Here is a 15,862-nt window from a genome sequence, read left to right on the forward strand (position 1 = left end):
CGCAGGCTGCGATCTTTTGCTTTAAGCGTCGCCCTTGATTTCCTGATAGCGCTTTTCCAGTTCCTGACGAATCTGCCGACGCTGCTGGGCCTGCATGTACCGACGCTTGTCTTCGCTGTTCTGCGGTTGCAGTGGCGGGACGGAGGCCGGTTTACGCTGGTCATCCACCGCGACCATGGTGAAGAAGCAGCTGTTGGTGTGGCGCACCGAGCGCTCGCGAATGTTCTCGGTCACGACCTTGATGCCCACTTCCATCGAGGTATTACCGGTGTAGTTGACCGAGGCCAGAAAGGTCACCAGCTCACCGACATGAATCGGCTCGCGGAAGATCACCTGATCCACCGACAAGGTCACTACGTAACGGCCGGCATACCGGCTGGCGCAAGCGTAGGCCACTTCATCGAGGTATTTGAGCAGGGTACCGCCGTGGACATTGCCAGAGAAGTTGGCCATGTCGGGGGTCATCAATACCGTCATCGACAGCTGGGCGTTTCCGGGTTCCATAACGTACTCACGGGTTCAAGGCAGGGTTTGGGGGGCACCTCTGTGGGTGCTTGTCGGTGTTTTTCAAACCAACAGTTATCGGGACGCCGGGCGGGGAGGCGCCGTCACGCCCGAAGCGATCTGTTTCCATATATTGCACCGTCTTTGCGCCGGAAGTCGTGGTGTTACCCTTCAAAAGCCCACCCCCGAAGGAGCCACACACCATGCATGCCATCAGTTTCATTCAGGATCTGGCAGTGATCATGTTGATCGCGGGTGTGGTGACCGTGCTCTTTCATCGTCTTAAACAACCGGTGGTGCTCGGCTACATCGTCGCCGGTTTCATTATCGGCCCGCACACGCCGCCCTTCGGCCTGATCCACGACGAAGAAACCATCAAGACCCTCGCCGAGCTCGGGGTGATTTTCCTGATGTTCTGCCTGGGGCTGGAGTTCAGCCTGCGCAAGCTGTTCAAGGTCGGCGCCACGGCGTTTATCGCGGCTTTCCTGGAAATCGTCCTGATGATCTGGATCGGCTACGAAATCGGCCGCTGGTTCGACTGGAATACCATGGATTCGCTGTTCCTCGGCGCGATCCTGGCGATTTCCTCGACCACCATCATCGTCAAGGCGCTCAACGACCTGAAGATGAAGAACGAGCGTTTTGCGCAGTTGATCTTCGGCGTACTGATCGTCGAGGACATCCTCGGTATCGGCATCATCGCCATGCTGTCGAGCATCGCCGTCAGCGGCACGGTCAGTTCCGGCGAAGTCTTTTCCACCGTCGGCAAGCTTTCCCTGTTCATGATTGTCGCACTGGTCATCGGTATTCTGCTGGTGCCGCGACTACTGGCCTATGTGGCGAAATTCGAAAGCAATGAGATGTTGCTGATTACCGTGCTGGGCCTGTGTTTCGGCTTCTGCCTGCTGGTGGTCAAGCTTGAATACAGCATGGTTCTCGGCGCGTTCCTGATCGGTGCGATCATGGCCGAATCACGCCAACTGCTGAAGATCGAGCAGTTGATCGAGCCGGTTCGCGACCTGTTCAGTGCCATCTTCTTCGTCGCCATCGGCCTGATGCTCGACCCGATGATCCTGCTGCAATACGCCTGGCCGATTGCGGTGATCACTGTGGCGGTAGTGCTGGGCAAGATGCTGTCCTGCGGCCTTGGCGCGTTTATCGCCGGCAATGACGGACGCACCTCACTGCGCGTGGGGATGGGGCTTTCACAGATTGGCGAATTCTCTTTCATCATCGCCGCGCTGGGCATGACGCTGCAGGTCACCAGCAGCTTTCTCTATCCGGTGGCTGTGGCCGTCTCGGTGATCACCACGCTGTTGACGCCCTATCTGATCCGCGCGGCCGATCCGCTGTCGATCAAGCTTGCTGCCGTGATGCCGCAGCGCCTGGCTCGTGTGCTGGGGATGTATGGCGAATGGCTGCGCAGCATCCAGCCTCAGGGCGAGGGCGCGCTGTTGGCGTCGATGATTCGGCGGATTCTGTTGCAGGTGGGGGTCAATCTGGCGCTGGTGGTTGCGATCTTTTTATCGGGCGCCTTCTTCGCCGAGCGCATGTCCGTTTACCTGCAAGACTGGATCAGCGACCCGAGCTGGCAGAAAGCGTTGATCTGGGGTGGGGCGTTGCTGTTGTCGCTGCCGTTCCTGATCGCCGCCTATCGCAAGCTCAAGGCGCTGTCGATGCTGCTGGCAGAAATGGGGGTGAAGTCGGAGATGGCCGGCCGCCACACGCAGCGAGTGCGTCGGGTGATCGCCGAAGTGATCCCGATCCTCTCGCTGCTGGTGATTTTCCTGCTGCTGGCGGCCTTGTCGGCCAGTATTCTGCCGACCAACAAGTTGCTGGTGCTGATTGTCGTGGTCGCGGCTGGGATAGCGGCGCTGCTCTGGCGCTGGTTCATCCGCGTGCATACGCGGATGCAGGTGGCCTTGCTGGAAACCCTGGATAACCACAAGGATTCGTCCGAGCATTGAGCGTGACGAGTCCCTGTAGCAGCTGCCGAAGGCTGCGTTCGACTGCGCAGCAGTCGCCAATCAGGCTACGAGGTGATTCAGGTTAACCGAGTGTCAGGGTTTACGACTGCTTCGCAGCCGAACGCAGGCTGCGCCAGCTGCTACAAAAAATCGTGCAGGGGTACATCAGCTTTCCAGCCAGACGTCCCGTGCCCAGTGCCAGACCGATTCCCAGGTTTCTTCGGCGAGTAACTCTTCTTCGGCCAGCCACAACACCACGGTGCCGTCTTCTTCGACGCAGTAGTAGTTGTCACCGTCCTGGCAGATCGGGATCAGGCTGCGATCAACACCAGCGTCCCAGGCGTTGGCGGCAACGTCCGGCAGGTAGGTGTGGGATTGCGGGTCGGTGACGGTCACCGGCTCCAGGCTGCCGTAGACTACATCGCTGACGGTCAGCAGGAATTCTCTGAATACGAAGGGAATGTCGATGAACAGTTGTTCTTCGATTTCTACCAGCAGATCTTCGTCGGGCAACTCCAAGGGGACCGGTACCGGTTCGTTGGCTTCACGCAGTTGTTCGATGATTTCTTCCACGTCCGGGATCCTCTTGCTTGATGGCGCGGTTTAGTTTGGGCGGTTTATACAGTAGCTCGCTATAGATGCAACCGTGAAATAGAAAACCCCGGCAGAGCCGGGGTTTTCATTACAGCATGCGAAACGCGGAGTTATCAGCTGTTCTGGCGGATACCTGCGACCAGCCAAGGCTGGTTTTCGCCCTGTGGACGTTCCATGTTCCAGCTTTCGCTGAACACTTCGCCCTGGTCGAAACGCGAGGTCTTCGACACGCCGCTGAAGGTCAGGGTGGCGATGGTCTTGTCCGCACGGTCATCAACGCCGTCCAGTTGTACCTGGAGGTTGTCGATGTAGGTCGACTGGAAGCCGTCGCCCAGGTCGGCACGTTCGCGCTTGAGGAACTCCAGCAGTTGCGGGGTCACGAACTCGGCGATCTTGTCCATTTCGTTGGCGTCCCAGTGCTGTTGCAGGGACTGGAAATGGTTGCGCGCGGCTTCAACGAAGCGCTGTTCGTTGAACCAGGCCGGAGCATTGATCACCGGACGGGCAACAGGTGCAGCCGAACCGCCGAAGATCGAACCCATGGCTGGCTTCTGCTCGAACACTTCACGTTGCATCGGCGCGCCGGCCGGAGCCATATGCTCCTGCTGTTTGCGACGACGAGCGGCAATGAAGCGGAAGACCAGGAAGGCGATGACCGCCATGATCAGGATGTCGAAGAACTGCATGCCCTGGAAGCCGCCGCCCATGAACATGGAAGCCAGCAGGCCACCGGCCGCGATACCGGCCAGAGGGCCGAGCCAACGCGAAGCACCGCCGGCCTTGGCGGCAGCGCCAGCGGCACCGGCCGCGCCGGCCGCGCCGGCAGTGGCGGCTGCACCGCCCACGCCAGGAGAAGAAGGAGCCATTTGGCTGGTCTGGTGAGTCGGCGCAGCGCCGACACTCTTGCCGCCACCAAAGCGCTTGGCGTTGGCGTCCAGGCTCATCGTCAGGCCGATGCACAACGCCATGGCGATGCTAAGAAAACGTTTCATAAAGGGAATTCCCATTTGTGGATGGCACGCGCGCCATGTTGCACAGCTGAAGTGTTACTGGCTAGCGGCAGAGTGTTTCGGGCTTTTGCCTGACAGGTTGTGTTCAGCTTCAGTCAGCGCAATAAGGCCTGTTAGCGTTAGTCTGTAGGACGAGTGGACAGCTTCTGTAGGAAGGATGCTTAGCGCCGCAGCGCCAGCATGACGACACCGGCCGTAATCAGGCCGATTCCGCTCCATTGGCGCAGGTCGAGTTTTTCACCCAGCAGGATTACGCCGAGCACCGCCACCAGCACCACGCTGAGCTTGTCCACCGGAGCGACCAACGAGGCCGGCCCCAGTTTCAGCGCGCGGAAGTAGCAGATCCACGAGGCACCGGTGGCCAGTCCCGACAGCAGCAGGAACAGGTAGCTCCTGGCCGAGATCGATCCTAATGACTGATATTGGCCCGTGGCGTACAAAATCAAGGCCAGGCTGACCAAAACCACCACCGTGCGCAGCAGCGTGGCGAAGTCCGAGTTAACGTTTTCGATGCCGATTTTGGCGAAAATCGCGGTCATGGCGGCAAACGCCGCCGACATCAGGGCCCAGAATGTCCAGGAAGAAAAGAAACCCGAGCCCATGTTATTGCGCCTTTTATAAGATCAATCTGAAACACAGAACCTTGTGGGAGCGAGCAGGCTCGCCCCCACAGTAAATCACTGGCAGGTTTTAGATCGCTTCCAGCTTGGCGTAACCGAGCATCAGCCACTTGCTGCCTTCGCTGAAGTTCACCTGCACCCGCGCCTGAGCACCGGCGCCTTCGAAATTCAGGATCACACCGTCGCCGAACACCGAATGCCGCACAGTCTGACCGAGGCTGAACCCGGTGTCCGGGATTTCGCTGCCGCCGAACAGGCTGCTGGAACTCTGCTGCTGGCCGCCGCCGAACGGACGGCTGACACTGTTGGACAGTCGCACTTCCTGGATCAGGCCTTTCGGCACTTCACGTACGAAACGCGACACCTTGTTGTAGGTCTCGCTGCCGTACAAGCGTCGGGTTTCAGCATAAGTCAGCACCAGGTTCTGCATCGCCCGGGTGATACCGACATAGGCCAGACGACGCTCTTCTTCAAGGCGACCGGGTTCTTCCAGGCTCATTTTGTGCGGAAACAGGCCTTCTTCCATGCCCACCAGGAACACGTAAGGGAATTCCAGGCCCTTGGCGCTGTGCAGGGTCATCAACTGAATGCTGTCTTCGTGCTCGTCGGCCTGGGTGTCCCCGGCCTCCAGCGAGGCGTGGCCGAGGAATGCCGCCAGTGGCGATTGCTCTTCGTCCTCTTCCGGGTTTTCGAAGTTGCGCGCGGCGCTGACCAGTTCCTCAAGGTTTTCTACCCGGGCCTGGCCTTTCTCGCCTTTTTCCGCCTGGTGGTAGGCGATCAGCCCCGACTGCTCGATGACGGTTTGGGTCATCAGGTGCAGCGGCATTTCCATGCACTTGGCGGCGAGGTTCTCGATCAGCTCCATAAACGCCCCAAGGGCGCCGGCAGCGCGCCCGGTCAGGCCCTTGTTGGCCACCAGCTGACGCATGGCTTCCCACATCGACACGTCGCTGTGGCGCGCATGATCGCGAATCGCTTCGACGGTTTTTTCGCCGATGCCACGGGCCGGAACGTTGATCACCCGCTCCAGGGCCGCATCGTTGCCACGGCCTTCCAACAAACGCAGATAAGCCATGGCGTTCTTGATTTCTGCCCGTTCGAAGAAGCGCTGACCGCCATAAATGCGGTACGGGATGCGCTCGCGCAGCAAGGCTTCTTCCAAAACGCGCGATTGGGCGTTAGAGCGGTACAGAATCGCGATATCACTGCGAGCCAAGCCGGTTTTCAGCGCGCTTTCAATGGTTTCAACCACGTAGCGTGCTTCATCGTGTTCGTTGAACGCGGCGTACAGATTGATCGCTTCGCCTTCGCCACCATCGGTCCACAGCTCTTTGCCCATGCGCCCGGTATTGTTGGCGATCAGGGCGTTGGCGGCCTTGAGGATCCCGGCGGTGGAGCGGTAGTTCTGCTCCAGACGAATGATCTCGGCATCCGGGAAGTCGTCGGAATACTGATAGATGTTCTCGATTTTCGCGCCGCGCCAGCCATAGATCGACTGATCGTCGTCGCCGACCACCATCAGGCTGTCACCACCCTTGGCCAGCAGACGCAGCCAGGCGTACTGCACGGCGTTGGTGTCCTGGAACTCGTCCACCAGAATGTGCCGGAAGCGCTTCTGATAATGGGCGAGCAGCCCCGGGTGGTCGCGCCACAGATCGAGGGCGCGCAGCAGCAGTTCGGAGAAGTCGATGACGCCGGCACGCAGGCACGCAGCCTCGTAGGCTTCATAAATGCTGCGCATGGTCGCCAGGAACAGATCGCCGCTGGCTTGAATATGTTGTGGACGCAGACCTTCGTCTTTCTGCCCGTTGATGAACCACTGGGCCTGCCGGGCCGGCCAGCGTTGCTCGTCCAGGCCCAACTCGCGGATCACCCGCTTGACCAGCCGTTGCTGGTCGTCGCTGTCGAGAATCTGGAAGGTCTGGCTCAGGCCCGCCTCTTGCCAGTGCGCCCGCAATAAGCGGTGCGCCAGGCCGTGGAAGGTGCCGACCCACATGCCGGCCGGGTTGATACCCATCAGCTGCTCGATGCGATGACGCATCTCGGCAGCGGCCTTGTTGGTGAAGGTCACCGACAGAATGGAGTGGGGCGAGGCGTTTTCGACCTGGATCAACCAGGCGATACGGTGCACCAGCACTCGGGTTTTACCGGAGCCAGCACCGGCCAGGACCAACTGACGACCCACGGAGGCAGCTACGGCCTGGCGTTGGGCATCGTTGAGGGAGTTCAGCAGAAGGGAGAGATCATCGCGCATCGGGGCATTCTAGGGTGCGCCGTCACACCGGGCAAACCGAGCTTTGCATTAGCCGATGAAAGAAGCATCGACGATGACCGGTTGGTCACTGGCTGCAAGCAGGGACGGGGCTCGCCTGGCGGCTTTTACGCCGGATGCGGGCGACTAAAACTTTTGTCTATTTTATGACCTGAGGCAGTTTGGTCCGGGCATTTGCTTGTGTATGCTCCGTCCACAATTCGGGCTCGCATGCTCAACTATAAGAACAAGAACATCGCCTATGACCCTCAGCTCCGACCTGTCGGGCCCCTCCGTGGAGCCTCGGGCTATCCGCAAACAGTACGCCATGGAGATGGCGGTCGAACGCACGCGTCTGCTGTACCAGGGCTCGCTCTTGCCGACGCTTTTCATGTTGATCAACGGTCTGGTCTGCGCCGGGTTGCTCTGGAGCCCGCAACGCTACTTCGTGGTCAGTGTCTGGCTGGTCTGGTTATTGTCGCTGGTGGCATTGCGGGTGATTCAGGTCGCGGCCTTCGATTCGGCGATACCCAACCGTCAGGCCCATCCGATCTGGCGTCGCATGTTTCTGCTCGGTTCGGCGATGACCGGCCTGACGCTGGCCGGTGCCGGCATTGCACTGGTGCCCGCTGACAATTTTATCCAGCAAGCCTGGGTATTCGGTCTGATCGGCGCCGCAGCCCTCTCGGCCAGCGTCGCTTATGCGGTCAGCCTGCCAGCATTTCTATCCTTTACCTTGCCCTGTCTGTTGCCCGCCATCGGCTATCTGTTCTGGGGCGGCGATGAACAGGAGCAGGGCTGGGGCTGGTTCGGGCTGATTCTGCTGGGCTCGTTGAGCGTGGTCGCCTGGCAGGTCAATCGGTTGATCGATCAGGGTTTGTTGCGGCGTTTTCAAAATCAGGCGCTGATCGAGCACTTGCAGCAGGCGCAAAGTCGCAGCGAGCAACTCAATCACGAACTGGCCAAGGAAATCGACCAGCGTCGTCGCGCCGAAGAAGAATTGCGCGAAACCCAGGTCGACCTTGAAAACCGGGTTGCCCAACGCAGTCTGGAGCTGGATGCGGCCAACCAGGCCTTGAGCAAGAGCGAAGCGCGGCTGGCGCTGGCGTTGAAAGCGAGTGAACTCGGTTTGTGGGACTGGAACCTGCAGACCGACGAAGTTCATCACACTCAGCTCCAGGAGTTGTTCGGGCTGGAGCCGGAATACGTGACGGCAATGCTCCGCCACCTCAAGCCGAGGCTGCATCCCGACGACTTGCCAGCGCTGAAGCGGGCGCTGGTCGAGCATTTGAAGGGCCGCACCGAGGATTATCAGATCGAGTACCGCGTTCGGCATGGCGATGGCCATTGGGTCTGGATCGAGGACCGTGGTCGAGCGGTCGAGCGTAGTGAAAACGGCCGGGTGATCCGCATGGTCGGCACCCGTCGCGATATCAGCGCCAGCAAGCACCTGGAAGAACAGCGCCAGCTGGCGGCGACGGTGTTCGAGGCGGCCAGCGAAGGCATCGTGATTTTCGACCCGAATTACGCACTGATCGCGGTCAATCAGGCTTTCAGTCGGGTAACTGGCTATGAAATCGATGACATGCTCGGGCGCAACGTGGTCGATTTGCCCTGCAGCCGCGACGCCCGTCGGCATTACGCGGCGATTCGTCAGGCGCTGGAGCAGCACGGTAGTTGGCAGGGCGAGTTGGTCGAGACCCGCAAGAATGGCGAGTTGTATCCGCAGTGGCTGCAACTGAATGCCGTACGCGATTTGCGGGGAAATGTCAGTCATATCGTTGGCTTCTTCGCTGATCTGTCCGCTCGGCGTGAATCCGAAGAGCGCATGCGCTACCTCACCCATTACGACGAGCTCACGGGGCTGGCCAACCGTTCGTTATTCCGTGAACGACTGAGCGAGGCTCATCAGCGGGTGCGTCAGGGCGGTCGGCGCAGCCTGGCGCTGCTGCACATCAATCTGGATCGCTTCAAGTTGCTCAACGACAGCCTCGGCCACGAAATCGCCGATCAGCTGTTACAGAAAATGGCCCGGCGGTTGGTCAATGCGTTGCCGGAAGCGGACACCATCGCCCGGTTGTCCGGCGATGAATTTGCGGTGCTGTTCGACGCCTACGGCAACCTGTCGAGCCTGGCGCGCGTGGCGACCCGATTGTCGACCAAGCTGCGTTTGCCGATCACTGTCGAGGGGCATGAACTGGTGATGAGCGCGTCCATGGGCATCAGCCTGTTGCCGGACACCGCACGGGAGATTTCCGCGCTGGTCAGCCAGTCGAACATGGCCATGCAGCATGCCAAACACTTGGGCGGCAACAACTTCCAGTTCTACACCGACAGCCTGCAGGCCAGCACGCTCGAGCGTTTGCAGCTTGAGAACCAATTGCGCAAAGCCATCGAAGAAAAGCAGTTGAAGGTGTTTTATCAACCGAAACTCTGCCTCGCCACCGGCCGGTTGAATGCCGCCGAAGCGCTGGTGCGCTGGAATCACCCGACCCTTGGCCAGGTACCGCCGGGGGATTTCATCGGTCTGGCCGAGGAAACCGGCCTGATCAACGCTATCGGCGAGTTCGTCTTGCGTCAGGCCTGCTGGCAAGCCTGCGAATGGCAACGTCAGGGGCTTGAGCCGATTCGGGTGTCGGTCAATCTGTCGGTGCATCAGCTGCGTCAGGGGAAACTGGTCAGCCTAGTGCGCCAGGTGCTGGAGGAAACCGGTCTGGCGCCGCACTATCTGGAGCTGGAACTTACCGAAAGCCAGTTGCTGGACAGCGTCGAGCACATCATCGCGACCTTCCAGCAATTGCGCGATCTGGGGGTGAAGCTGGCGATCGACGATTTTGGTACCGGGTATTCGTCTCTGAGCTACCTCAAACGTATTCCTGTGGATTACGTGAAGATCGATCAGGCATTTATCCGTGGTCTGGGAGAGAGCAGCGAGGATGCGGCGATCACCCGGGCGATTATTGCCATGGCCCACGGCCTGTCGTTGAAAGTGGTGGCCGAAGGCGTCGAACGGCCGGAGCAGCTGGAGTTTCTGAAGGTCGAGCGTTGCGATGAAGTGCAGGGTTATTGGATCAGTCGTCCGGTTGAGGCTACTGACCTGGCTGAGCTGTTGCGCGCGGACGAAAAAACCTCGTAGGTGCTACATGGAGCATATGTCGCGTGATATGGGGACATTGAGTTATGCATTGAGCAGGCAAAAAGCCGATTCATGTAGTATAACTACAAGCGTGCTACATCCCCGGCACCTGCCAATGACAAAGAGTCCAGCCCCTTGAATCTGCTGCAACACATCGCCCAGTCACGCCACCTGTTACGCAAGTCGGAGCTCAAGGTCGCCGACCACGTGCTGCTTGATCCTGCGGCGGTGATGCACAGTTCCATGGCCGACCTGGCCCACAGCGTAGGCATCAGCGAGCCGACCATCGTGCGGTTTTGCCGCGCCATCGGTTGCTCCGGGTTCCAGGATTTGAAACTGAAGCTGGCGCAGAGCCTGGCGGCCGGCGCGAGCTTCGGGCAATTCGCGATCCATGAAGACGATTCGGTTGCCGACTACAGCCTGAAAATCTTCGACACCACCCTGCACACCCTGATGGAAGTTCGCGAGAAACTTGACCCGGTAGCGTTGCAGAAAGCCGTGACCGCGATGTCCCAGGCCCAGCGTGTCGAGTTCTACGGCTTCGGTGCGTCGGGTGCGGTGGCGGCGGATGCCCAGCACAAGTTCTTCCGTTTGTTGCTGACTGCGGCGGCGTATTCCGACCCACACATGCAGGCGATGTCGGCGGTGACCTTGAAGCCGACCGACGTGGCGATCTGCATTTCCCAGTCCGGTCGCTCAAAGGACCTGTTGATCACCGCCAACCTGGTGCGCGAAAGCGGCGCCACGCTGATCACCCTGTGCCCGAGCCAGACACCGTTGGCCGAGCTGTCGACCGTTAACCTGGCGATCGACGTGCACGAAGACACTGAAATCTACACGCCGCTGACGTCGCGCATCGCCCACCTGGTAGTGATCGATGTGTTGGCGATGGGCGTGGCCATGGCCCGTGGGCCGAGCCTGGTCAATCACCTGAAAAGCGTCAAGCGCAGCCTTCGCAGCTTGCGGTTGTCGCCAAAGTCAGTAAAAGCGCTGGACGATTGATTCTGGCTGCAATTGTGGCGAGGGAGCTTGCTCCCGCTCGGCTGCGCAGCAGTCGCAAAATCTTAGGGCTGCTTTGCGACCCAGCGGGAGCAAGCTCCCTCGCCACAGGTTCGCGGTCAGCCAGTGAGTTTCATCGTTCTGTAACCCTCCCGCCGCCAAACCGTCATCCCTCGCGCCTATCTTGAAACTCCCGTACTCGCCTTGGGAGACTCGAAATGGCCCAGCCCTACGAAGAACGCAACAGCGCCGTCAAAACCCGTCGTCAGCAAGAAGACCAGCGCCGCATGGAATTTCGCCGCGCCATCGAAGATCGCTGCGAGCGCCGCCAGCTTCTGGCCGAAATCGGCGAATTTCCCGACGACCTCGAACTCAACTACTGGCAGGCAGCACCGGTAACTTCCCGTCGAAACGCTCAACCAGTGCGCTGATTTGCGCTCGTTCGCTGCGGATAAACGCAAGGAATGCGTGGGCCACCGGCGATAGCCGTTTGGCCTTGGCCTGCACCAGGCACCAGCTACGCAGCAGCGGCAGCTCTTCGACCGGCAGCTCGATCAGGCCACCGGTCGCCAACTCAAGGTTCAGGGCGTGGCGCGTCAGCAGCGCCAGGCCCAGACCCGCCAGCACGCATTCACGCTGAGCTTCCGCCGAGGCGACCTCCTGGGTCTGGGTGAAGTGCACGCGCTTCTCTTTGAAATACTCCTCGCAGGCCAGTCGCGTGCCGGAACCGGGTTCGCGCAGCAGCAGCGTGTAGGGTTCCAGATCCTGCAAGCGCAATGGACCCATGTGGCACAGCGGATGATCCGGTGGCGCCACGGCTACAATCGGGTTGTTGAGGAACGGCAGGAATTCCAGCCCCATGTCCTGGGGGACCATCGACATGATCACCAGATCATCGCGGTTATCCGACAGGCGCCGGATGACCTGGCCACGGTTGACCACCGTCAGGTGCAGGTTCACTTCCGGGTGCTGGCGCTTGAACGCGGCAAACAGGTGCGGCACGAAATACTTGGCGCTGGACTCCACCGCCAGTTTCAGCTGACCTTGCAATGAGCCTTGCATGTCCGACAGCTGCATATCGAGGTTTTCCAGGCGGCCGAAAATGTCCCGGCTGGCGCGCTGCAGCGCTTCGGCCGCCTCGGTCATGTAGAGTTTTTTGCCGACATAATCGAACAAGGGCTGACCGATCAGCTCTTCAAGTTGACGAATCTGTAGGCTCACGGCAGGTTGTGTGAGAGACATTTCGTCGGCAGCGCGGCTGTAGGACCTTAAATCGCACACCTCATTGAAGATCTGCAATTGACGCAATGTCATACGCATCAATGACTTACGCATTTTCTATAAATCCTGAGCGAAGGTCGATGACTCAACTATAAGTCTTTGCTTATGTCTGACCCAATTATTATTCATTTTTGTTAATCCCTTGCGACAGCTAGTGTGGAGCTGCGACTGAATTGAAACATTTGGTCACGCGTCGACCTGTCTAATCGGGTCGTGGGTGCCACCGGCTCAAGGGAACCTCCAAGTGATAAAAAAGATCCTGATTGCCAACCGTGGTGAGATTGCGGTACGAATCGTGCGCGCCTGCGCCGAAATGGGCATTCGCTCGGTCGCGATCTATTCCGACGCCGACCGTCATGCTTTGCATGTGAAGCGTGCGGACGAGGCCCACAGCATCGGTGCCGAGCCATTGGCCGGCTACCTGAACCCGCGCAAGCTGGTGAACCTGGCGGTGGAAACCGGTTGCGATGCGTTGCACCCCGGCTACGGCTTTCTTTCGGAAAATGCCGAGCTGGCGGACATCTGCGCCGAACGCGGAATCAAATTCATCGGCCCGTCGGCGGAAGTCATTCGCCGCATGGGCGACAAGACCGAAGCGCGCCGCAGCATGATCAAGGCCGGCGTGCCGGTCACACCGGGCACCGAAGGCAACGTGTCGGGCATCGAAGAGGCCCTGACCGAAGGCGATCGCATCGGTTACCCGGTGATGCTCAAGGCTACCTCCGGTGGTGGCGGCCGCGGTATTCGTCGTTGCAACAGTCGCGAAGAACTCGAACAAGCCTTTCCGCGAGTGATTTCCGAAGCCACCAAGGCTTTCGGTTCGGCGGAAGTGTTCCTGGAAAAATGCATCGTAAACCCGAAACACATCGAAGCGCAGATCCTCGGCGACAGCTTCGGCAACGTGGTGCACCTGTTCGAGCGTGACTGCTCGATCCAGCGTCGCAACCAGAAGCTGATCGAGATCGCTCCGAGCCCGCAACTGACCCCGGAACAGCGCGCCTACATCGGCGACCTGTCGGTTCGTGCAGCCAAGGCCGTGGGTTACGAGAACGCCGGTACCGTGGAGTTCCTGCTCGCCGAGGGCGAGGTGTACTTCATGGAGATGAACACCCGGGTGCAGGTGGAACACACCATCACTGAAGAAATCACCGGCATCGACATCGTTCGCGAGCAGATCCGCATCGCATCCGGTTTGCCGCTCTCGGTGAAACAGGAAGACATCCTGCACCGTGGTTTCGCGCTGCAGTTCCGGATCAACGCCGAAGACCCGAAAAACAACTTCCTCCCGAGTTTCGGCAAGATCACCCGTTACTACGCGCCCGGCGGTCCCGGCGTGCGCACCGACACAGCGATCTATACCGGCTACACCATTCCGCCGTTCTACGATTCGATGTGCCTGAAACTGGTGGTCTGGGCGCTGACCTGGGAAGAGGCGATGGACCGTGGCCTGCGGGCCCTCGACGACATGCGTCTGCAAGGGGTCAAGACCACCGCCGCGTACTACCAGGAAATCCTGCGTAACCCGGAATTCCGTAGCGGCCAGTTCAACACCAGCTTCGTTGAAAGCCACCCTGAACTGACCAACTACTCGATCAAGCGCAAACCCGAAGAGCTGGCCCTGGCCATCGCCGCCGCCATCGCCGCCCACGCAGGCCTGTGAGGAATAGAACAATGAGCAAACAAATCCACGTTACCGACACAATCCTGCGCGACGCCCATCAATCGCTGCTCGCCACCCGCATGCGCACCGAAGACATGCTGCCGATCTGCGACAAACTCGACAAAGTCGGTTACTGGTCGCTGGAAGTCTGGGGCGGCGCGACCTTCGACGCCTGCGTACGCTTCCTGAAAGAAGACCCGTGGGAGCGTCTGCGCCAACTGCGCGCCGCGTTGCCTAACACGCGCCTGCAAATGCTCCTGCGTGGCCAGAACCTGCTGGGCTACCGCCATTACAGCGACGACGTGGTCAAAGCCTTCGTCGCCAAGGCCGCGGTCAACGGCATCGACGTGTTCCGTATCTTCGACGCCATGAACGACGTGCGTAACCTGCGCGTGGCCATTGAAGCGGTGAAAGCTGCCGGCAAACACGCCCAGGGCACCATCGCCTACACCACCAGCCCGGTGCACACCATCGAGGCTTTCGTGGCGCAAGCCAAGCAAATGGAAGCCATGGGTTGCGACTCGGTGGCGATCAAGGACATGGCCGGTCTGCTGACCCCGTACGCCACGGGTGAACTGGTCAAGGCACTGAAGGCCGAGCAATCGCTGCCGGTGTTCATCCACTCCCACGACACCGCCGGCATGGCTGCGATGTGCCAACTCAAGGCCATCGAAAACGGCGCCGACCATATCGACACCGCGATCTCCAGCTTCGCCTGGGGCACCAGCCACCCGGGCACCGAATCGATGGTCGCCGCCCTTAAAGGCAGCGAGTTCGACACTGGCCTGAACCTGGAGCTGCTGCAAGAGATCGGCCTGTACTTCTACGCCGTGCGCAAGAAGTACCACCAGTTCGAAAGCGCGTTCACTGCCGTCGACACTCGCGTGCAGGTCAACCAGGTTCCGGGCGGGATGATTTCCAACCTGGCCAACCAGTTGAAAGAGCAGGGCGCCCTGAATCGCATGAGCGAAGTGCTGGCTGAAATCCCGCGCGTTCGCGAAGACCTCGGCTTCCCGCCGCTGGTGACCCCGACCTCGCAAATCGTCGGCACCCAGGCGTTCTTCAACGTGCTGGCCGGCGAGCGCTACAAGACCATCACCAACGAAGTGAAGCTTTACCTGCAAGGCGGCTACGGCAAGGCGCCGGGCACTGTGAACGAAAAGCTGCGTCGTCAGGCCATCGGCAGCGAAGAGGTGATCGACGTGCGTCCGGCCGATCTGCTCAAGCCGGAGATGACCAAGCTGCGTGCCGAAATCGGCGCCGTAGCCAAGTCTGAAGAAGACGTGCTGACCTACGCCATGTTCCCGGACATCGGTCGCAAGTTCCTCGAAGAACGCGCAGCCGGCACCCTGACACCGGAAGTGCTGCTGCCGATTCCGGAAGCAGGCGGTGTGGCTTCGGCCGGTGGTGAAGGCGTGCCGACCGAGTTCGTCATCGACGTTCACGGCGAAACCTACCGCGTCGACATCACTGGTGTGGGCGTCAAGGCTGAAGGCAAACGCCACTTCTACCTGTCCATCGACGGCATGCCGGAAGAAGTGGTGTTCGAACCGCTCAACGAATTCGTCAGCGGCGGCAGCAGCAAGCGCAAGCAAGCGTCGGCACCGGGCCACGTCAGCACCACCATGCCCGGCAACATCGTCGACGTGCTGGTCAAGGAAGGCGACACCGTGAAAGCCGGCCAGGCCGTGCTGATCACCGAGGCGATGAAGATGGAAACCGAAGTCCAGTCGGCCATCACCGGCAAAGTCACCGCCATCCACGTGGCCAAGGGCGACCGGGTGAACCCGGGCGAGATCCTGATCGAGATCGAAGGCTGAGTTAACAGCCTCGATATACC

At 60.0% G+C, this 15,862-nt stretch carries 12 protein-coding genes; 6 read left to right on the plus strand and 6 right to left on the minus strand.

Annotated elements, in window-relative coordinates; genetic code table 11:
- Positions 1–21: 21 nt before the first annotated feature.
- Entirely contained in the window at positions 22–504 is a 483-nt protein-coding gene (locus AC1DQM_RS09335; RefSeq protein WP_007934430.1) for an acyl-CoA thioesterase, read from the minus strand.
- Between the two features lie 203 nt (positions 505–707).
- Here AC1DQM_RS09335 and AC1DQM_RS09340 point away from each other — a divergent pair, with 203 nt between their 5' ends.
- Entirely contained in the window at positions 708–2,471 is a 1,764-nt protein-coding gene (locus AC1DQM_RS09340; RefSeq protein ID WP_477746067.1) for a cation:proton antiporter, read from the plus strand.
- Positions 2,472–2,636: 165 nt separating this feature from the next.
- On the opposite strand, the gene AC1DQM_RS09345 is transcribed toward AC1DQM_RS09340, so the two are convergent.
- The 4 genes from AC1DQM_RS09345 to uvrD form a co-directional block, all read right to left on the minus strand.
- The gene (locus AC1DQM_RS09345; protein ID WP_007934432.1) at positions 2,637–3,044 is read right to left on the minus strand and encodes an SMI1/KNR4 family protein; all 408 of its coding nucleotides are present in this window, start codon (positions 3,042–3,044) and stop codon (positions 2,637–2,639) included.
- A gap of 134 nt (positions 3,045–3,178) precedes the next feature.
- Positions 3,179–4,057: a Tim44 domain-containing protein gene (locus tag AC1DQM_RS09350; protein ID WP_477746068.1), complete on the minus strand. Its 879-nt coding sequence runs from the start codon at positions 4,055–4,057 to the stop codon at positions 3,179–3,181.
- Positions 4,058–4,236: 179 nt separating this feature from the next.
- Positions 4,237–4,677, minus strand: coding sequence for an EamA family transporter (locus AC1DQM_RS09355; RefSeq protein ID WP_018927368.1), 441 nt, complete (start codon positions 4,675–4,677; stop codon positions 4,237–4,239).
- Positions 4,678–4,765: 88 nt separating this feature from the next.
- Positions 4,766–6,949, minus strand: coding sequence for a DNA helicase II (gene uvrD / locus AC1DQM_RS09360; RefSeq protein ID WP_007934438.1), 2,184 nt, complete (start codon positions 6,947–6,949; stop codon positions 4,766–4,768).
- A gap of 259 nt (positions 6,950–7,208) precedes the next feature.
- Here uvrD and AC1DQM_RS09365 point away from each other — a divergent pair, with 259 nt between their 5' ends.
- The 3 genes from AC1DQM_RS09365 to AC1DQM_RS09375 all read left to right on the plus strand — a co-directional run bounded on the left by AC1DQM_RS09365 (position 7,209) and on the right by AC1DQM_RS09375 (position 11,512).
- Positions 7,209–10,082 carry an EAL domain-containing protein gene (locus AC1DQM_RS09365; RefSeq protein ID WP_477746069.1) on the plus strand — a complete coding sequence of 958 codons (2,874 nt, stop codon included), beginning with the start codon at positions 7,209–7,211 and terminating at the stop codon, positions 10,080–10,082.
- A 135-nt stretch (positions 10,083–10,217) separates the two neighbouring features.
- Positions 10,218–11,084, plus strand: coding sequence for a transcriptional regulator HexR (gene hexR / locus AC1DQM_RS09370; RefSeq protein ID WP_017850032.1), 867 nt, complete (start codon positions 10,218–10,220; stop codon positions 11,082–11,084).
- 215 nt (positions 11,085–11,299) lie between these two features.
- Positions 11,300–11,512, plus strand: coding sequence for a PA3496 family putative envelope integrity protein (locus AC1DQM_RS09375; protein WP_019020903.1), 213 nt, complete (start codon positions 11,300–11,302; stop codon positions 11,510–11,512).
- Here the strand turns inward: AC1DQM_RS09375 and AC1DQM_RS09380 are convergent.
- Positions 11,454–12,416, minus strand: a complete 963-nt coding sequence (locus AC1DQM_RS09380) for a LysR family transcriptional regulator (RefSeq protein WP_018927370.1) — start codon at positions 12,414–12,416, stop codon at positions 11,454–11,456. The two genes, AC1DQM_RS09375 and AC1DQM_RS09380, sit on opposite strands and share 59 nt — an antisense overlap.
- Positions 12,417–12,606: 190 nt before the next feature.
- Here AC1DQM_RS09380 and AC1DQM_RS09385 point away from each other — a divergent pair, with 190 nt between their 5' ends.
- The gene (locus AC1DQM_RS09385; protein WP_018927371.1) at positions 12,607–14,022 is read left to right on the plus strand and encodes an acetyl-CoA carboxylase biotin carboxylase subunit; all 1,416 of its coding nucleotides are present in this window, start codon (positions 12,607–12,609) and stop codon (positions 14,020–14,022) included.
- Positions 14,023–14,033: 11 nt separating this feature from the next.
- Entirely contained in the window at positions 14,034–15,842 is a 1,809-nt protein-coding gene (gene oadA, locus AC1DQM_RS09390; protein ID WP_477746070.1) for a sodium-extruding oxaloacetate decarboxylase subunit alpha, read from the plus strand.
- Positions 15,843–15,862: the final 20 nt, after the last annotated feature.

The organism is Pseudomonas sp. 01L34, from assembly GCF_056400265.1.